16 protein-coding genes, 2 tRNA genes and 1 pseudogene are annotated in these 18268 nt (G+C 67.4%); 1 reads left to right on the forward strand and 18 read right to left on the reverse strand.

Annotated features, from left to right (window positions below; translation table 11 throughout):
- Positions 1-2: 2 nt before the first annotated feature.
- From QMK30_RS10260 to pdhA, 18 genes and pseudogenes are all read right to left on the reverse strand, one after another.
- The gene (locus QMK30_RS10260) at positions 3-434 is read right to left on the reverse strand and encodes a hypothetical protein (RefSeq protein ID WP_283516990.1); all 432 of its coding nucleotides are present in this window, start codon (positions 432-434) and stop codon (positions 3-5) included.
- A 10-nt stretch (positions 435-444) separates the two neighbouring features.
- A complete protein-coding gene (locus tag QMK30_RS10265; RefSeq protein ID WP_283516991.1) occupies positions 445-810 on the reverse strand; it encodes a hypothetical protein in 366 nt (121 codons plus the stop codon).
- A 74-nt stretch (positions 811-884) separates the two neighbouring features.
- Positions 885-2063, reverse strand: coding sequence for a phage major capsid protein (locus QMK30_RS10270; RefSeq protein ID WP_283516992.1), 1179 nt, complete (start codon positions 2061-2063; stop codon positions 885-887).
- Positions 2064-2615: an HK97 family phage prohead protease gene (locus tag QMK30_RS10275; RefSeq protein WP_502963113.1), complete on the reverse strand. Its 552-nt coding sequence runs from the start codon at positions 2613-2615 to the stop codon at positions 2064-2066.
- A 28-nt stretch (positions 2616-2643) separates the two neighbouring features.
- Complete coding sequence (locus QMK30_RS10280) at positions 2644-3897, reverse strand: phage portal protein (RefSeq protein ID WP_283516996.1); 1254 nt, start codon at positions 3895-3897, stop codon at positions 2644-2646.
- Positions 3898-4087: 190 nt separating this feature from the next.
- On the reverse strand, positions 4088-5641 hold the full coding sequence (locus QMK30_RS10285; RefSeq protein ID WP_283516998.1) for a terminase large subunit domain-containing protein: 1554 nt from the start codon (positions 5639-5641) through the stop codon (positions 4088-4090).
- Between the two features lie 107 nt (positions 5642-5748).
- Entirely contained in the window at positions 5749-6117 is a 369-nt protein-coding gene (locus QMK30_RS10290; RefSeq protein ID WP_502963114.1) for a phage terminase small subunit P27 family, read from the reverse strand.
- Between the two features lie 266 nt (positions 6118-6383).
- Positions 6384-6737 (reverse strand): HNH endonuclease, encoded by a 354-nt coding sequence (locus QMK30_RS38775; RefSeq protein ID WP_502963109.1) that lies wholly within the window; start codon positions 6735-6737, stop codon positions 6384-6386.
- Positions 6738-6810: 73 nt separating this feature from the next.
- Positions 6811-6884 (reverse strand) — tRNA-Leu (locus QMK30_RS10300).
- A gap of 5 nt (positions 6885-6889) precedes the next feature.
- Positions 6890-6960, reverse strand: a tRNA-Thr gene (locus QMK30_RS10305).
- A gap of 804 nt (positions 6961-7764) precedes the next feature.
- Positions 7765-9543 carry a recombinase family protein gene (locus QMK30_RS10310; RefSeq protein ID WP_283517004.1) on the reverse strand — a complete coding sequence of 593 codons (1779 nt, stop codon included), beginning with the start codon at positions 9541-9543 and terminating at the stop codon, positions 7765-7767.
- A 95-nt stretch (positions 9544-9638) separates the two neighbouring features.
- Positions 9639-10028 (reverse strand): annotated as a pseudogene (locus QMK30_RS10315) (alcohol dehydrogenase catalytic domain-containing protein); the annotation flags it as partial.
- A gap of 260 nt (positions 10029-10288) precedes the next feature.
- Entirely contained in the window at positions 10289-11380 is a 1092-nt protein-coding gene (locus QMK30_RS10320) for a potassium channel family protein (RefSeq protein ID WP_502963110.1), read from the reverse strand.
- Positions 11377-12861 (reverse strand): molybdopterin molybdotransferase MoeA, encoded by a 1485-nt coding sequence (locus QMK30_RS10325; RefSeq protein ID WP_283517006.1) that lies wholly within the window; start codon positions 12859-12861, stop codon positions 11377-11379. Before QMK30_RS10325 ends, QMK30_RS10320 begins: the two co-directional genes overlap by 4 nt.
- Positions 12858-13757, reverse strand: coding sequence for an NTP transferase domain-containing protein (locus QMK30_RS10330; RefSeq protein WP_283517008.1), 900 nt, complete (start codon positions 13755-13757; stop codon positions 12858-12860). Before QMK30_RS10330 ends, QMK30_RS10325 begins: the two co-directional genes overlap by 4 nt.
- 177 nt (positions 13758-13934) lie before the next feature.
- Positions 13935-15410 (reverse strand): dihydrolipoamide acetyltransferase family protein, encoded by a 1476-nt coding sequence (locus QMK30_RS10335; RefSeq protein WP_283517010.1) that lies wholly within the window; start codon positions 15408-15410, stop codon positions 13935-13937.
- Positions 15410-16429 carry an alpha-ketoacid dehydrogenase subunit beta gene (locus tag QMK30_RS10340; RefSeq protein ID WP_283517011.1) on the reverse strand — a complete coding sequence of 340 codons (1020 nt, stop codon included), beginning with the start codon at positions 16427-16429 and terminating at the stop codon, positions 15410-15412. Before QMK30_RS10340 ends, QMK30_RS10335 begins: the two co-directional genes overlap by 1 nt.
- Positions 16426-17559 carry a pyruvate dehydrogenase (acetyl-transferring) E1 component subunit alpha gene (gene pdhA, locus QMK30_RS10345; protein ID WP_283517154.1) on the reverse strand — a complete coding sequence of 378 codons (1134 nt, stop codon included), beginning with the start codon at positions 17557-17559 and terminating at the stop codon, positions 16426-16428. The genes QMK30_RS10340 and pdhA overlap by 4 nt, the downstream gene beginning before the upstream one ends.
- A 189-nt stretch (positions 17560-17748) precedes the next feature.
- Between pdhA and QMK30_RS10350 the strand changes: the two genes are divergently transcribed.
- A complete protein-coding gene (locus QMK30_RS10350) occupies positions 17749-18249 on the forward strand; it encodes an Lrp/AsnC family transcriptional regulator (protein ID WP_283517012.1) in 501 nt (166 codons plus the stop codon).
- Positions 18250-18268 lie beyond the last annotated feature (19 nt).

An 18268-nucleotide genomic window follows, 5' to 3' on the forward strand; every position in this document is an offset into this window, starting at 1 on the left:
CCCTAGGTGATCCGGCCGCGAATCCTCACGCGGACAGTCAGCGCGGCGTACGCGCCGTCAGTTGATTCGGCCGTCTCCGTCTCGGAGGATTCCGGCCGCACGTCGAGAAGCCCCGGCACGCTCGCCGGTACGACGGAGCGGCAGGCTTCTGCAATGGCGTCACGAAGGCCGTAGACGGCCCTCTCAGCGCCTATGGGGTCGCCGGGCGTGATGACCAGCCCGTGAACGTCCACGTAGCTTGTGACGGCCGTTGGCTTGCGCGGACCCTGCCGCATGGCGACGGTCGCTAGCTCTTCGTCCCCCGTGGCCCCTAGCCACACCTGTTGCCGTCTGTCGCTCTTGCCGGTCTCAGCGAAGGTGCATTGCACCCCTGCCGGAATGGCAGCCTTGAGGCAGTCGAAGAGGGCAACCTTTGCGTCGAATACGAACGCCACGACTGCCCCCTTACATGAAGATGAACGGCAGCCGTACGCGGTAGCGGTTCAAGTGCGCGTTGACTTCGGGCAGGCTGGTCGGTCGCCACGTACCCCCGGCTTGCGCCAACTGGACTGAGCCGAACTCGCTTTGAAGCTGTAGCGCCCTGTCCGGAATGCGCGACACAAGGTCAAGGCAGTATTGGCGGGTGAGTGTGCGCACACACCACCGGATCGTTTCGGGGGGAGCGTCCACCCCTTCCCACTTCCGGCCGGTGTAGTTCTCGACTACCTCAATGGCGTACGCGATTGCGTCCGTCAGCGTCTCGTTCGGGAATAGCGCCACGTCGTCCAGACCGTCCAGCGCTCGAATCTCTTCAACCGTCGCGTACGACATTCACCCACCCCCCCCAAGGGGGCAGACCACCGACTCACGTGAGTCGGTGGTCTGCCTCAACTAGCGCCCCTGCCTTACGGCTTGGGGGTAACGGTCAGAACCTTCGCGGACCGCTCATCAACAAGCAGACCGTCCGCGCGCTGGATGAACCGGTAGACGATCTGGTCAGTGCCGAACTTGGCATCAACGGACCGTTCCACGCGGAGCGGTCCGGCTAGCCGGACCTTGTACTTGCTCAGGTCTCCGAACAGAACCTTGTCGTCCGGCATGGCAACGTCTGTGGCGACGGCCTTGCCGTTGAAGATGTCCGGGGCACCGGCCGTTAGGGCGGACTGCCATAGGTACTGACCGTTCGCGTCCTTGAGCTTGCGCATGAGCGCGGCCGTCTTGTCGCTGACGACGAAGACCGCATTGCCTCGGTAAGACGACTGGAGTTCGTAGAACAGGTCAATGAGCGCATCGGAAACGGTCACGTCCTTTGCGCCTGCCTGGTAGGTAGCGACGGCAGCCGGGGCCGCGTTCAGAATGCCCTTCGGCTGACCGGTGCCGGTACCCGCTAGGAAGTGCTGACCCATGCCGTGACCCAGCGCCGGACCAGCGTCCGAAACCAGGAAGCTCACAAGGTCTAGCGCCTGGTCCTGTACGAACTCAGTCGAGACGACGGACGCGTACGCGTACTTGTAGGCGAGGATCGACCGCTGAACTGTCGCCGGGGTGCTCTCAGGAATGTTGGCATTCTCGGCAACGATCCCAGCCGACGCGCGACCGGTCACAACCGTGAAGTCGATGGACTCACCGCCGGACGTGGTGAGAATCGAAGCGCCGTTGCGCATGACCGTGGAACGCTCAACGGCCTCAGCGAGAAGCTGAGCAAAGAGAGTTCGCGGAATGACGTTCTTGCCGGTGGTTGTATCGACCACGGCCCGCTTCTCCGGAACGAACGAAACCGAAGTGTCCTTCGGCATCGAACGAAGCTGCTCCGCCGCGTCGGCTAGCTTGTCCTGAGTCGCCTTCTTGCTGCCGGTGCCCTTGAGTCCAGCCATGAGCGAAGTCACGGACTCAGAAGTCTTGATCGCCTCAACTCCCCGCTTCACGCGGCCGTCATAGTCGGCAATGGAGTCGAGTAGTCGAGTCTCCTTCTCGCGCGCCTCAGCGGACATGTCCTTACCGGCGAACTCATCAGAGAGCGCGCGGAGTTCGGTAGCCGCCTTCTCGCGTGCGTCGAAGTTCGCGCTGAGAGTAGTAGCGTCCATTTAACGGACACCCCCCTTGTGTGATAGCGCGCGGACTAGATCACGCGCGGGATGAAAGACCACCGACTCACGTGAGTCGGTGGTGTGGTCCTCAAGGCCAAGGCTCAGCGCGATAGAGCGGCTGAGCGTGGCGTCTGCGGTCAGGTAGGCGGGATTCAGTACCGGGCCCAGCTCAACTACATTCATGCGGCTGACCTCCCGTACCGGCAGGCCGGTTTCCGGGTCATCGTCGGTTGCCCGACGCTGCCCGCCCTGGTCCACGGTGAACGTGAAGGAACTGCCGCGCACGTCGCCGCGCTTGAGTAGTTCGGCTAGGTCACGGCCGGTCGTGGTGTCGGGTAGGTCGATCTCATACCAGCCGCCTTCGGCGTCTTCGCCGGTCCGCAGCGTTCCCGAACTCGACCGCCCAAGTACGTTGTCCGCGTTGTGGTTGAACGTGGCGAACACGTCGTTTGACCTGAGCGAGTCAGCACCGGCACCGGGAAGAATCCGTTCCCGGAAACCCCCTAGGTTCTGACTCAGATCATGGAAGCGGTAGGCGTATCCGCGCATGGTCACGATGTCGCCTTCGGTGCGAACCTCACCCGGTAGGGCTAGGGTCCTTCGCTCCGTCGTCATCCGTCGGTTCCCCCTCTTCGTCGTCGGCCCCGTCGTCTGCCGGGGTGTCGTCTACGGGCGGGGGCTCGATGGCGGCAGGCGCTTCGGTCGCGGGCTCTTCGTCATCCGCTGACACGTCGGCAAGGTTCATGGGCACGCGGTGCGTTTCGCCCAAGCCGTCCGGCAGGGGCTCTAGGTCTTCCCAGCCCCGCACTTCGTCAATGCTGTAAATGCCTTGCTGCAAGCCGATCGAATACATGCTCATACGCTCAGCCGGGGCACCGCGCTGAATGCCGTCTAGCGAGAACTTGACGAACTTCTGTCGGTCGGCCGTCTCAGCGAAGAGCAAGCGGGTAAAGCCCGCTTCGATCCGCTCAAGCCACGGGCGAAGGCTGAACATCGCAAAGGCTTGGTTCTGCTCAGCGAGCCCCGAACCCCAGCTAGTTGAGTTGGTCGCGTCGGCAATCAGGTGGGGCGGAACGCCGAAGATCCTTGAAATCTCCGGGACCTGAAATTGCCGGGTCTGTAGGAACTGCGCTTCGTCTGGCGACAGGGCGACCTTCGAGAACTTGGCACCCTCAGTCAGCAGCGCCACGCGGTGCGCGTTCTCAGCACCGGAGTTGGCGAGTCGCCATGCTTCGCGTGCTCGCGCTAGCCCCTCTTCGGACATTGCGCCGGGCACTTCAATGAGCGCCCCCGGCATGGCCCCATTGGCGAAGAACTTTGCGCCGTACGTCTGCGCCGCCATGGCGAGACCGATGGACTCACGCGCGAAGGCGATAGGCGATACGCCGGTGAATTCGCCGGGAAGCATCATGCCGGGAATGTGCAGGACTTCCCGCGTGGTGTACCAACCTAGGGCGACTTCGTTGCCGTCGTCGTCATAGTCGGACGCGTAGAAGACCTTGCGTCGTCGGCCTTCGATGATGACCGTATGCGTGTCGATACGGGACGGGTCCAGTACCTCAAGACCCACGATGTTCGGGCCGTCCCAGAGAACGGCGAGATACGCGTTACCGTCCAGCAACAGGCTAAGGACGATCTGAGAGATAAGGTCGATGCGGCCCAGCCCGCCGGGGTCGGCGTTCGGGTAGTCCAGCCAGTCAGGCGACTTGACGCCCTTGCGGACCCCACCCCTTCGGGAGTAGGTAGCTACCGGCAGCGTGCAAATGGTCTCGCTCAGAAGGCGGACGCACGCGAAGACGGCAGAGACGGTAAGCGCGCTGTTCGCGTCCACCTTCTGACCGGCAGCGGATATGACACCGGGCATGGGGAATAGCTCTGACGCCGAATCCCACTGAGCCCGCTTCTCGACTTCCTGAGACGGCCCCCGGAAGAGCGCACGCCAAAAGCCCATGTGAGCCACCCCCCGTGACTCGCAACCCAGACCACCGACTCACGTGAGTCGGTGGCCGGTTGAGCCGGTGCTATAGATCGTCAAAGAATTCGGCTGAACCGCCGAAGGTGAATACGTCTCCGTCGCTCTCCCATGTGGCGACGATTGGCGCGTCTATCAAGCCGGGGTTCTCGTCCCGCCACATGACCGCACCGTGAACGGCGAGGATCATGGCAATGGCTAGGTCGATCTTCCGGCGCGAACTCGCGTGTTCCTTCGTGACCCGTGCGCCGTTCCGGTCTTCGCGGAGTACGGCGTTACCGATGTGCCGGGCAAGTGCCGGGTCTCCGTCATGGGACAAGCGGCCGTCCCGGCACGCGTCGTAGACGGCTTGCGTCGCCGGAACCATGCGCTTGAGTGAGTTGGTGGGGAACGCCTCAACCGGGTGCCCTTCGACCTCAAGGTTGTCTAGCGTCTCTTCCCAGCGGTACGGGTCGGCAACGAGTGTGCGCACGGTGTACGTGCTCAGCGCGGAGCGGAGAGCGTCACGCACGTCGGCCATGGGTACACGCCAATGCGCATCGTCGGCAGGCGCTTCCCAGTGCCCCAGCACGAACACCCGAAGGTCACTCACGCGGGCAGCAACCAGGGCCGTACTGTCACCCTTCCAAGACCCGTCAAAGCCCAGCACAACGGCGTCACCGGGGCTCAGGGTGTCGTCTACCGCTAGGGAGTCCCAAAGGCCGTGAGGCAGCCACGTAGACGCACCACGGACGAACTGAGACAGACGGTAGATGCGGAAGCTAGCTTCCGTACTGCGCTGAGCGGCAGCCTTGAAATCCTCTTCGTTCAGGATCTCGAAAGACGGATTGCACGCACGCCACACAGCCGGGTCAAGGTGGTCAACAGTGTCGCCCAACTTCGGGCCCCATGACCGGTAGAACAAGGTCGGGTCCGTCGCCTCACCGGAGTTCACCCGCTCGCCCTGCTCACAGAGCTTGGCAAAGGGGCCGTCCGGGTCAGGTCCGGCCGTCGAGACCACAAGCGTCATGGGCTGATTACGGGCCGCTGAGCCCAGCGTCAGCGCGTCGAACAAGTCGGCGTTCTTTGAGAATGCGTACTCATCAAGGCTGACCGCACACGGGTTCAAACCCTGTTGCCGTCCGGCGTCAGCGGAGACCACGCGGTAAGTGCAGTCCTTGAAACGGATCACGTCGCGCTGAACGTCGCAGACGGCAGAGAGCTTGGGACTCGCGTTCACCATCTGCTTAGCAGCGTCGAAAACCATTCTCGCCTGATTGCGGTCATTCGCCGCAGCGATGATCTGACGCTGAGCGTCTGCCCTGTCGGCAACCAGGTGGTAAAGCATGATAGCGGCGGCAAGCGTGCTCTTCCCGTTCTTCCGCGCAATGCAGACGACGACCATGCGGTGTTTGCGAACCCACCGGCCGAAGATGTCTTGCCTCAGCTCATAAGCGTCAACGAGTAGGTCACGCTGCCAGTCGAGAAGCCGGAAAGGCTGACCGGCGAACGAGCCAGTGAGGAAACAGAAGCGCTCAATCCAGTTGGCCACGCGGTAGCCCTCAGACGGGAAAGGCGCGTCAGCGGGAATGTGGCGAGCAATCACGGGGTCGATGTCACCCACTCGCCACCCCCGTAACGTTCAGTGAAAATTGGGCCCTCCGCCGGCATCGGCCTATCCGGACAGAAACGGACATGACGGGCACCGCGGGATGGACGGAGAGTGACGGGCTAGAAGTCCTCGGGACCAGCGGCTACGCGGCGCGCTTCGGCTGCCACAATGCCCAGCCGCATACGCGCTTCGGGCGTGAAGCCAATGACCGTTTCGATAGCGCGGAGTTCCCTTTCCGTGGACTCCACATAACGCATGGCAGGATGAACGGCAGGCTGACCGGTAGAGCCCACGGTCATAAGCCCGTCATTCTCAACGGCAGCGAGCAAGGCCGCTCGCCTGTCGTGAAGCTCGCAATACCGAAGGATGATGTTCCGGTCGGTGTCCGGCGAGTAAGCGCCGTTGCCCGCTGACCAGACATTGCGCCATACCTCACGGCCGACGCTCTTGAGTCCGGCAGGCACGCGCGGGGCTCGCCCCTCGTACACGATTGGGGCGGCAGGCTCAGCGGCACCGTTGGCATTGCCGGTGCGGAGTTCGGGGCTCTTACTTCGGGCCATGCTGACACCACCTTCACGGGCCTTACCGACCCCTTAACGGGTGCCTTTCTCATGGGTCCGAATGCGGGCTTGCCCAGCACTCACGCGGGCACGGCACCCAAAAACGGCGTCACACCTAGCGCGCGAAAGGCGAGCTTGGGCCGGGATCGCCAGGGGCCACGTGTCGCCAACTTCGGAAGCGCCCCGCCCCTCCCTCAGAAGGGCGGAGACGAATACCCGAAGTCACGACGCGTCTTTGCCTTGTGACACGTCTTGCATAGTGGCTGCACATTCGTTGCCACGTCTTCGCCACCCTTGGCAAGCGGGATGATGTGGTCAACGTCAATGGCCGACGCTAGGTAGCTCAGGCCGCACGATGTGCACGCACACCGACCAGCCTTGCGTATGCCCTTGCGCATGATGGCTGCCGCGTTGTGCCCACGGGCTATAGCCTCACGGCGCTTACGGTGCGACTGGTATGACCGGCCACTCTCGTACGCCTTGTGATGCGCGGGGCACCGCCCCTTGACGGCCGCCCACTCTCGGCAGTCCAGACACCGGGTACGCATGGGACACCCCCCCTATCCGGGGAGACCCCCCACCCTTCGAACCACCGACTCACGTGAGTCGGTGGCCTCTGTGTAGCCACCCCCGGACTCGAACCGGGAACCTCTGCCGCCTAAGGGCAGCGCCTCGTACCGTTGGGCTAGGTGGCCTAGCTTGCGTCGGGCTGGATTCGAACCAGCGTTACCCCCGACAAGGGGGAGTCCTAGGCCGCTGAACGACCAACGCTTTAGGCAATTCCGTGGGGGCTACCCACCATGCCGAGGGATCGCGAGCGAGCCCCAAGAGGGCGAGAGCGGTGGTACTCAGTCCGCCGGTCGTGGTGGGGTGCGCGGTACTCCCCGCTCTCTACTATTACTAGAGCGTGGTGGTTCCCTGGAGCGGCTTTGTTGCCCGGCTTCCGGGGGCTCGAATAGGTGACGCCGGTCACAGTGCGGTGAAGCGGTGATTGAGGGTCCGTTCTAGCTTTCCTTGTGGTTTTCAATGGGATATCCAAAAAGGCTCTAGAACCACCGTTTCACCGCACCCATCCGCGCTGAGGGCGGCAACCCCTCACACTCCGCGCACGCACGGCCACTCTATGTATGTCAGGGGCATGACAAGACTAGGCGCGCACCTGCGGGCATGAGAGAGCCCCGGCAGGGTCATTCCCTCACCGGGGCCGTCTCAGAGGCTCAGGGGGCCGTCAGCGGCCGTCTGCGGGCATGAGAAAGCCCCGTCCGGAGATCAGCCCGGACGGGGCCCGTTCCACCCGCTTGAACCGTTCTAGACCGGTGGGGCGTACGTCCAAGAGTTGCGCGGTGTCGGGAGCTACCTTCTACGCGGCCCCTCAAGGGGAACGAGAAGCACCCTAGTTGAGGGGGTGTCACGCTGGGGCCGGTTTCGGCTCAGCGGCCGTCTGCGGGCATGAGAAAGCCCCGTCCGACCGCTGGGGCCGAACGGGGCTCTTGGGGACTCACGCGACCGGCTAGGCCGCCTCATGGGACGCTAGGAACGTCCCGGCGTGTTACCCGCACGCCGGGGCACCCCCGGCTATGCGCTGATCAGTTCCTTGCCTGCCTCTTCTGTCGCGTCCTGGTCGTCGTCTTCGGTTTCAGGCTCAGGCTCAGGCTCAGGTTCGGCCCAATGGATCGTTACGCGGCCTGCGATGTCCTGGTACCGCCCCGTACTTGTGCGGACGCCAACCTCAACATGGTCAATCCAGAAGCTCAGGAATTCGCGGCGCTTGATCATGCCCCACTGAGCCCAGAGCGAGCCTTCGCCGATCGGGTCTTTGTCCGGGGTGCCGTTTTTCCAGTCTTCCAACGGCACGCGGACGGCTTGGACTTGGAGCGCCCGAAGTGCCTTGAGGCGAGCCCGGCAAACGTCTTCGGTCCGCTGCATGGACTGGACGGCTTCCGTGAACGCTGCCCGGCCCACGGTGCCCTTGTAGAGCCCAGATTTCTTGTCGGCGTAGATCTCCAAGAGGCTGGTTTCCGTGTGCTTGAGCTGGGCTTCAAGCTCATTGCATTCGATCGTCACACCGGCCGTGTCTTGCTGCCGTGCGAAGCGCTCGGAGACACCCGCCATGAGCCGCATGTCATCTTCGTTGGCAGCGTCGATGTTGATGAGGCGAGCCCACACCTTGCGGGCAACGTATTCGTCGGTGTGGTCCACGCGGACGCTCACACGCGTCACTCCCATACGCTTCGCGCCGCTGCCTTCTCGGTTGCTGCGGTAGCGCGGAACTCCGTCCGTCATGGTCGTACTCATGGTTGCGCCGCAGTAAGAGAACATGATCGGCCATCCGGTAAGCAGGTAGGTGCCACCGTGGTACGGCCGACGCATCTTCCCTTCGGTGGAAATGGCCGTCTGCAAGACGTACCACTCAGCCGGGGTAATGATCTGCTCATGCACGTGCATGGGGTCGCCGTTGGCGTCGCGCCGGATCTCCCACTTGTCGGACGTGATGCGGTTAGCGGCCATGCCCGCAATTCGCGGGTCTCGAAGCGTCCTCAATACCGCTTGAGGGGTCCAACGGGGTTCCGGGTGCTGCTTGTAGTTTCCGCGCTTCCGGCGAGCGGCTACACGGGCTACACCTTGCGGAGTTCTCCAACCGGGTGCGGGATGCTGGGGGTCGGCCGTCAGCGCTTCGGCAATCTTGCCCGGCGTCAGTCCTTGCTTCTCCGCCATTTCCCGCATGACAAGCACGGTTGCGCGCCCGTCATCCGTGGGCTTGATCTTGATGAACTTCACGCCTGCCGGGGTGAAGTCCTTGACGTTCTCACCCCAGAAGGGAGCGTTCCCGGAAACGTGCCCGCCTGCCTGTCGGGCAAGCTCTTTGGTGTTCACGATGAACGCCGACTTGGTGTCGGATTCTTGCTTTGCGAGCCCGGCGATGATGGCGAAGATTCCCGCGCCGATTGGGTCGCTGGTGTCAAGGTACGGTTCCCGGACGCTGACCAGGGAAACGCCGTTGTCCCTCATGACCTTCTCAATGGCGAAAGCCTCTTGAGCGCCCATTCGGGTAAGCCGGGACAAGGTGAATATGACCACCACGTCGGCCTTGCCGTCACGTACCCACTGCATCATTTCGTCAAGTCCGTCGCGCTGAACGTTCGGGTCCCACCCGGACTTACCTACATCGCGGAACCGCTTGACTACTCGGTACCCACGGGCGGCACATAGGGCTTCGCCTGCCTCCCACTGCATGAGGGGGCTAGCGTCGCTGCCGTCTTCGTTGAGCTTGCTCTGACGCGCGTACAGAATCGCGCGGGGCCGGTCGTCGGCTGCTTCGTTGGCTACGTGCCCGTTGAGCGTCGTTCGTGACATGCCGTCTGGTCTCCCTCTCCTGGTTACAGGTGGGGGAGCGGGGCGGTTGCCTACTGCGGGTGCCGCGCTCCCCCTGGGGGAGACTTCACACGGTCATTCGACCAGACCGTCGAGGTGACCTCGGGCAGGGCCGCCGCCGTGACGAGGTCCACGCCCTCGGGTACGGGCAGCAGTTGCCCCGCCGGGACCGCGACCTTCTGGGCGTATCCGCCGCCGCTCAGCAGGGCGCACACCTCGTCACCGACGGACCAGCCCGAGACACCGGCACCCAGCGCCGCGATCCGGCCCGAGCATTCGAGGCCGGGGTACGGGGATGAGCCGGGCGGCGGGTCGTAGAAGCCTTGGCGCTGCAGCAGGTCGGCTCGGTTGACGGCGCTCGCCGCGACCTCCACGAGGACCTCTCCCTCGCCGGGAACGGGGTCGGGGACCTCGGCCCACACAAGTGCCTCGGGGCCACCGGGTTCAGGAATCGTGATCGCATACATGGCCGCGAGGCTACTCCGCGCTCTTGTGGAGCACCTCCCGAACACCCCTCCGTACGCCCTTCGAGCCGTGCACCGGGAGGCCCGCCGCCCCGCCGCCCCCGGCCCGCCCCGGGCGCCGTCATCCGTTGGTCGGGCGGGCGTACGTAGGGCAGGCGTACGTAGGGCAGGCGTACGTAGGGCAGGCGTACGTAGGGCAGGCGTACGTAGGGCAGGCGTACGTAGGGCAGGCGTACGTAGGGCAGGCGTACGTAGGGCGGACCTCAGCCGAACGTCGGCCGTGCGGGCGTGCCCTCGTCCTCGGGCGAGGCACGCACGATGGCGATCAGCCGGTCCGTGAGCTGGAGCGGGCTGGCCGCCGGGTCGTCGTAACCGAGCAGCCGGTGTCCGCGCAACACGCTGACCACCAGGTCGTCGGTCTCCCGCACGCTGCGTCCCACCTCGGCCTTTATCACCGGCCGCTCGATGAGGTCGAGGCCGGATCCCTGCTGGATCAGGTCCTCCATCACGGTACCGGCGGTGGGGCTGAGCACGGACAGGCCAAGGAGCCGGCCGGCCGCACTGGCGCTGGTGATCACCGCGTCGGCGCCGGACTGGCGCAGCAGCGGTGCGTTCTCCTCCTCGCGGACCGCGGCGACGATCTTCGCGCCCCGGTTGAGCTGGCGCGCGGTGAGCGTGACGAGCACCGCCGTGTCGTCGCGCTGAGTGGCGATGACGATCTGGCGGGCCTTTTGCAACTCGGCCCGCAGAAGTACATCACTGCGGGTCGCGTCACCCAGGACGCCCACGAAGCCTTCGGCATTGGCCGCCTCGATGACCTTCGCGCTCGGGTCGACGATGACGACCTGTTCCTTCTTCAGCCCCGTTGCGGCGAGGGTCTGCATCGCAGAACGGCCTTTAGTGCCGAAGCCGACGATGACGGTGTGTTCACGCAACTGAGCCCTCCAGCGGTTCAGCCGCCACTCCTCTCGGGTCCGCTCGGTGAGGACCTCAAGAGTGGTGCCGACCAGGATGATCAGAAAGAGCACCCGCAGCGGCGTCACCAGCAGCACGTTGATGAGCCTGGCGGTGTCGCTGTACGGGACGATGTCGCCGTAACCCGTCGTGGAGAGGGTCACGGTGGCGTAGTAGACGGCGTCGAGGAAGTCGACGTGGTCGTCGGAGTTGTCGTGATAGCCGGTGTTGTCGACGTAGACGATGAACACCGTCGACGCCAGGACGAGCATCGCCATCACCAGCCGTTTGCCGACCTGGCGCAGAGGCCGGTCGATGATGCGGCGCGGAAGCCGGATTCGGCTGGTGACCAGATGCTCGTCGGCGTGCCTGGCCATCGCATCGTGGCCGGGAAGTTTCACGTGAAACGTCCTTCTGTCCAGGGCAAGTCGAGGATCTCCAGCTCCTGGTCGGCCTGAGCACCGCCGGGCGGGACGACGGCGAGACCGTCTGCGGCGGCGATGCCGCGGAGCATGGCCGGGCCGTTGTAGTGCAACGGTACGGCCTGCTCCTGTCCCTGCTCCTGACCCCCTCCCTGGCCGCCCTCGCGGACGGTACTGCCGTAGGTGCCGCTGCCCGAACGGCTGCCCCAGCGGGTCTCCTTGCGACTCTCCGTGCGGCGATCTGTCCGGCGCTCGGTGCGGTGGACGACCGGCACGAGGCGGGTGTCGTACGGGTGGCCGCTCACGGCGTCCCGCACGGGGGAGCAGTACGGCTCCAGCGAAGGCTGTCGGGCGCGGGCGCGCAGCAGCGGCTCGGCCAGGGTGAGCAGCCCGGACACGGCCGCGAGCGGGTTTCCGGGGAGCCCCACCAGGTATTGGTCCTGGGTGAGCCTGGCCAGCAGCATCGGGTGGCCCGGCCGCACCGCGACACCATCGACCAGCAGCTCGGCTCCCGCCTTGCGCAGGATCGGATGGACATGGTCGACGGGGCCCGCGGCCGTACCGCCCGTGGTGATCACGAGGTCGGCGTCGGAGGTGGTGACGGCCTGGTGGAGCGCGTCGGCGTCGTCGCCCAGTCGGCGGGTGGCGGTCACATCGGCGCCGAGTGCGCGCAGCCAGGGGTCGAGCAGGGGACCCAGGGCGTCGCGGACCATGCCGTCGTGGGGAAGCCCAGAGGTCAGCAACTCGTCCCCGAGGATGAGCACTTCGACGCGAGGGCGGGGGACGGTGAGCAGCTCGTCGTAGCCGGCGGCGGCTGCGAGACCGAGCACGGCAGGGGTCACCAGGCTACCGGCGGGCAGCAGCCTGTCGCCAGTGCGGCACTCCTGGCCGCGGGGCCGGATGTCCTGCCCCTGGAGCACCGCGCGCAGTGCGTACAGCAGCCCGTTCCCGCTCCCCTTCCCCTCCTCCGCGCGTGCGTGTTCGCTGCGGATCACGGCGGTGACGTCGGGTGGGACGCGGGCGCCGGTGGCGATCCGTACGGCCTCGCCGTCGGCGAGCGGTTCGGGCGCGGCGTGGCCCGCGAGGACCCCGCCGCCCTGCTTGACGGACCACGGCCCCGGCCCCGCGACCGCCCACCCGTCCATGGCGGACGTGTCGAAGGACGGCAGGTCGGTGAGGGCGTCGAGAGGCTCGGCGAGGACCTGGCCGAGCGCCTGCCCCAGCGGGACCCGGTGCGTGCGGGGAGCCGCGGCACGGCCCGCCCGTGCGGCGACGGCGCGAGCCTCGGCCCAGGGTGTGTCCCCGGTAAGGGACTTGGGCGAGGGCACGGTGGCGTGCTCGGGGACGGATACCGGAGTAGGGGTCGGGGCTGCCCTACTGACGAGCGCGAGCGCCTCGTCGACCTCCCGGTCCTGGTCGGTCTCCCGGTCCTGACCGGTTTTGCCTGGCTGCCCGGTCACCTTTCCCTGTCTTCTTCCTTGGCCTTGTTCTCCTTGGCCGCGGCTTCCTTGGCCTTGTCCTCCTCGGCCTCCCGCGCCCAACGCAGGGCGAGTTCAGTGGCCTTGCGGGTCGCCCGCGCGACGGCCTCGGGGCCGCCGTCGCCCACCTTGGCCGCCGCGTAACCGACCAGGAAGGTGGTCAGCGGCGCCGCGGGCCTGGCAACGCCGTGCGCGGCGTCGCGTGCGAGGTCGAGTAGGGCGGAGGTGTCGACATCGAGCTCGATGCCGAGTTCGTCCTTGACTGCGGTGATCCATTCGTCCAGCACGTGTCCATGCTCCCTGATCCTGGCCCGAGCCGCCGCGATGTCGTCCCAGGTGTCGCAGTCGAAAGAGTCGAAGGGCCCTGCGGCGACACGGACCACGTCGAGTTCATGGGTGAGCAGCCGCAGCGGCAGCCCGGACAGGCTCCCGTGCTCAGTGGCGATGAGCGCGAGCTCGCGGCGCAGCGGCTCGCCGCGATAGGCGGCCACGAGCGGCTGGTCCCGGCCGTCCGCGTCGACGAGGAGGGCCGCTTCCGTGCCACTCTCGTCGAGGGCGTCCAGCAGGCGTCGTACCGTTCCGTCGCCGATGAACGGCAGATCGGCGGAGAGTACGAGCAGGCTCCCCGCCGTGGTGCGCCGCACGCCGGCCTCCAGCGCGGCCAGCGGCCCGCCCCCGGGGGGCTTCTCCTGCGTCCACTCGACTGGCCGCACAGTGCCCCGGGGTCCACCGACGACCACGGTCACCCCGGCGTCGCCGCAGACTCCGAGCACCCGGTCGATGAGCGTCCGCCCGCCGACGCTCACACCCGGCTTGTCCGCCCCACCCAGCCGCTTCGCGGCACCTCCGGCCAGCACGATGGCGTCATACGTGGTCATCCCACGAGTATGAGGTCACCCCGGTGATCTGCTCCCTCGCGGCCCCCGTCCCATGAGCACCAATGTGCGCACGATCCCCTCAGCACCAATGTGCGCACGGTCCGCGCAAGAGTCAGGGGTGGGCCCGCCGTAGGCAGGCCCACCCCGTTACAGCTCCCGCTCAGGAGCGTGCAGGCGCTACAGGGCGCGCAGCAGGGTCGCCGGCTGCTCGACGCAGTCGGCCACGTACCGCAGGAATCCGCCCGCCGTGCCCCCGTCGCAGACCCGGTGGTCGAAGGTCAGTGACAATTGGACGACCTTGCGCACCGCGAGTTCGCCCTCATGGACCCACGGCTTGGGGACGATGCGGCCCACTCCGAGCATCGCCGCCTCCGGGTGATTGATGATCGGCGTGGAGCCGTCGACGCCGAACACCCCGTAGTTGTTCAGCGTGAATGTGCCGCCGGTCAAATCCGCCGGGGTGAGCTTCCCTTCCCGCGCGGCCCCGGTCAGCCGGGCCAGCTCGGTGCTCAGCGCGTCCACGGAGCGGGCGTGCGCGTCCCGCACTACGGGGACCACCAGGCCCCGCTCCGTCTGTGCGGCGAATCCCAGGTGCACGCCGGAAAGGCGCACGATCTCGCGGGAGGCCATGTCCACCGTGGAGTTGAGCTCCGGGAAGCGGGCCAGCGCCGCCGTGCAGATCCGGGCGAGGAGCGCGAGGACCGGGACCGGGGGCCCCGCCGACCGGTTCATGGCCGCACGCGCGGCCATCAGCTCGGTGGCGTCCGCGTCCACCCAGCAGGTGGCGTCCGGGATCTCGCGCCGGCTGCGCGAAAGCTTGTCCGCGACGGCGCCGCGCACACCCCGCAGCGGGACGCGCTCCCCGACGACGGCCGAGGAAACGGCAGCCACCGGCTCCGGTGCCCGCACGTGCACAGACGCCGCGTCCCGCACCGCCTGCTCGACGTCGGACCGCAGGATCAGCCCGTCGGGGCCGGACCCCGCCAGCTCCCGCAGATCAAGACCGTTCTCCCGGGCCAGCCGACGCACCAGCGGCGAAATCACCGGCACCGGACCAGCCGCACGCTCCGGCGAAGCCGCCACCGGACCGACCTCCACGGCCGACTCCGCAGCCGCCGCCGAGGCACTCGCAGCCGCCCCCACTGCCGCGCCCGGCCCGGCCCCGGCAGTGGCGTCCGCCGCCGAACCAACCACGGCAGCAGCACCCGCCTGGCCCGAAGGGCCCGCGCCCAGCGCACCCGGCCGGATCCGCCGTCGCCGCGCCGCCGCGGCCCCCGTGCCGTATCCCACCAGCACGTTGCCCGAGGACTCCTCGGCCGAGCCGGAAGTAGAACCGGCCGCCGAGCCCGAGGCGGCGCCTCCCGCGGCAGCCGCTCCCGCGACGACGGGCACCTCGTGGGCGGAGGCCGCCCCGACCGCGACCGTCAGCAGCGGCGACCCGACGGGCAGCTCCGTGCCCTCCTCGCCGAAGCGAGCCGTGACCACGCCCCCGTAGGGGCACGGCACCTCCACCAGCGCCTTGGCCGTCTCGACCTCGACCACGGGCTGGTCGATGGCGACGACGTCGCCCACCTCCACCAGCCAGCGCACGATCTCCGCCTCGGTGAGCCCCTCACCGAGGTCCGGCAGCTTGAACTCCAACACCTGGGGCATCAGCTCCCCGCCTCCCACTGCAGCCGCGCGACCGCGTCAAGTACCCGGTCCACACCCGGCAGATGGTGCCGCTCCAGCATCGGCGGCGGATACGGGATGTCGAACCCGGCGACCCGCAGCACCGGCGCCTCAAGATGGTGGAAGCACCGCTCGGTGACCCGGGCGGCTATTTCCCCGCCGGGCCCGCCGAAGCCGGTCGACTCATGGACGACGACCGCACGTCCGGTGCGGCGCACCGACGCGGCCACCGTCTCGTCGTCGAAGGGCACGAGCGAGCGCAGATCGACGACTTCGAGGTCCCAGCCCTCGGCCCGCGCCGCTTCCGCCGCCTCCATGCACACCGGCAGGGAGGGCCCGTACGTGATGAGCGTCGCGCTGCTTCCGGAGCGCCGCACGACCGCACGGCCGATCGGCTCGACCGCGGTCGGCGCCTCCGGCGACCAGTCGGCCTTCGACCAGTAGAGCCGCTTGGGCTCCAGGAAGACCACGGGGTCGTCCGAGGCGATCGCGGCCCGCAGCAGCCCATACGCGTCCTCGACGGTCGCGGGCATCACGACATGGAGGCCCGGAGTCGCCATGTAGTACGCCTCGGAGGAGTCGCTGTGGTGCTCGACGCCGCCGATTCCGCCGCCGTACGGCACCCGGATCACCAGCGGCATCGGCAGCGCCCCGCGGGTGCGGTTGCGCATCCGCGAGACATGGCTGATGAGCTGCTCGAAGGCCGGATAGGCGAACGCGTCGAACTGCATCTCGACGACCGGCCGCAGCCCGTACATCGCCATGCCGACGGCCGCGCCCAGGATCCCCGCCTCGGCGAGCGGCGTATCAGTGCAGCGGTCCTCGCCGAACTCCTTGACCAGCCCGTCCGTGACCCGGAAGACCCCGCCCAGCGCGCCGACGTCCTCGCCCATCACATGGACGGTCGGGTCCTCGGCCATCGCGTCGCGCAGCGCGCGCCCGAGGGCCTGCGCCATCGACGCGGGCTTCGTGGCGACCGGCTTCCTCGCTACCGTGGTCATCTTTCGCCCTCCGCGTCGAGCTCGGCCCGCAACTGGGCCTCCTGCTCCTTGAGCTGCGGCGTGCTCTGCGCGTAGACGTGCGCGAAGAGGTCCGTCGGGTCGAGCACCGGCTCCGCGTTCATCCGCTCGCGCAGGTCCGCGGCCATCGTCTCGGCGGCCGCGCGCGCCTCGCGTATGCCGTCCTCGTCCAGGATGCCGCGCTGTGTCAGCTCCCGCTCCAGCAGCTGGACCGGGTCGTGCGCCCGCCATGCCTCGACCTCCGCGTCACCCCGGTAGCGGGTCGCGTCGTCGGCGTTCGTGTGGGCCTCGATGCGGTACGTCACGGCCTCGACCAGGGTCGGCCCGCCGCCCCGCCGGGCCCGCTCCATCGCGGCTGCCAGCACCTCGTGCACGGCCGCCGCGTCATTCCCGTCGACGAGCCGGCCGGGCATTCCGTACCCGACGGCCTTGTGGGCCAGGGAGGGCGCCGCGGTCTGCTTGGCGAGCGGGACGGAGATCGCGAAGCCGTTGTTCTGCACGAGGAAGACGACCGGGGCCTTCCACACGGCCGCGAAGTTCAGCGCCTCGTGGAAGTCGCCCTCGCTGGTGCCGCCGTCACCGACCAGGGCGAGCGCCACCACGTCGTCGCCCTTGAGCCGCGCGGCGTGCGCGAGGCCCACCGCGTGCGGCAGCTGGGTCGCCAGCGGCGTACAGAGGGGGGCGATGCGGTACTCACGCGGGTCGTACCCGGTGTGCCAGTCGCCGCGCAGCAGCGTGAGCGCCTGCACGGGGTCGAGCCCGCGCACCACAGCGGCGAGGGTGTCGCGGTAGCTCGGGAAGAGCCAGTCGCGCTCCTGGAGCACCAGCGCGGCCGCCACCTGGCAGGCCTCCTGCCCGGTGCTCGACGGGTAGACGGCGAGGCGGCCCTGCTTGGTGAGGGCGGTGGCCTGCGCGTTGTATCTGCGGCCCCGGACCAGCTCCGCGTACAGCCGGCGCATCAGGGCCGCGTCGAGCCGGTCCGCCGCGTCGGTGCCGAGCACGCGATAGGGCGCGGTGTCGGGAAGCAGCGGTGCGGGGTCGGTGCGGGGCTTCCAGGACGGGGGAGGAGTGGGCCTGTAGGCCGGGGCACCAGGCAGCTCCTGAACCGTCATCGTGCTCTTCTTCATCGCGTGCACCTCCTCATAGGAGTGGTCAGAGGGGCGCAGGATTGTGGTGCGCCTCACCTACCGATTGTTCGGTCGATGACGCATTTTGGCTACAGGCACCTCCAGCCTGTGGACAAACGGTTCTCCACAGCCTGGGATGGGGACAGGTCGTCCATGACAGAGAGGCGGGGACACATGACAGCTGAACAAATGGCCGACGCGGGCCAGGACCCGCCCGCCCGGCCGCTGGACGCCATCGACCGCGACATCCTGCGGATGCTGCAGACCGACGGACGTGCGTCGATACGTTCCGTGGCCGAGCACGTCCATGTGTCGCGGGCCAACGCCTACGCGCGCATCAACCGGCTCATCGACGACGGCGTGATCCGTGGCTTCAGCGCCCGGGTGAACCACGAGAGGGCGGGGCAGGCCGCCTCGGCGTACATCACGCTCAAGATCGTGCAGAATTCCTGGCGCACGGTCCGCGAGCAGCTCCAGGCGCTGCCGGGCGCCGCCCACATCGCCCTGGTCAGCGGTGATTTCGACGTACTGCTGCTGGTGCACACCGCGGACAACAGGGCACTGCGCGAGCTCGTACTCACGAAGATCCAGGCCATACCGGAGGTGCTCAGCACGCGCACCCTGCTGGTCTTCGAGGAGACGGATCTGGACCCCCAGCTCCCCCGCGAGTCCTAGCAGGCCGGGGCGGGGCTGC

Source organism: Streptomyces sp. H27-C3 (assembly GCF_030063415.1).
GTDB lineage: Bacteria > Actinomycetota > Actinomycetes > Streptomycetales > Streptomycetaceae > Streptomyces.

Coding starts and splice junctions, on each gene's coding strand:
- pdhA (WP_283517154.1), bottom strand. CDS start 17,559: ATGACGGTTCAGGAGCTGCCTGGTGCCCCGGCCTACAGGCCCACTCCT.
- QMK30_RS10275 (WP_502963113.1), bottom strand. CDS start 2,615: ATGCGCGGATACGCCTACCGCTTCCATGATCTGAGTCAGAACCTAGGG.
- QMK30_RS10270 (WP_283516992.1), bottom strand. CDS start 2,063: ATGGACGCTACTACTCTCAGCGCGAACTTCGACGCACGCGAGAAGGCG.
- QMK30_RS10350 (WP_283517012.1), top strand. CDS start 17,749: ATGACAGCTGAACAAATGGCCGACGCGGGCCAGGACCCGCCCGCCCGG.
- QMK30_RS10310 (WP_283517004.1), bottom strand. CDS start 9,543: ATGTCACGAACGACGCTCAACGGGCACGTAGCCAACGAAGCAGCCGAC.
- QMK30_RS10335 (WP_283517010.1), bottom strand. CDS start 15,410: ATGCCCCAGGTGTTGGAGTTCAAGCTGCCGGACCTCGGTGAGGGGCTC.
- QMK30_RS10265 (WP_283516991.1), bottom strand. CDS start 810: ATGTCGTACGCGACGGTTGAAGAGATTCGAGCGCTGGACGGTCTGGAC.
- QMK30_RS10330 (WP_283517008.1), bottom strand. CDS start 13,757: ATGACCACGTATGACGCCATCGTGCTGGCCGGAGGTGCCGCGAAGCGG.
- QMK30_RS38775 (WP_502963109.1), bottom strand. CDS start 6,737: ATGCGTACCCGGTGTCTGGACTGCCGAGAGTGGGCGGCCGTCAAGGGG.
- QMK30_RS10340 (WP_283517011.1), bottom strand. CDS start 16,429: ATGACCACGGTAGCGAGGAAGCCGGTCGCCACGAAGCCCGCGTCGATG.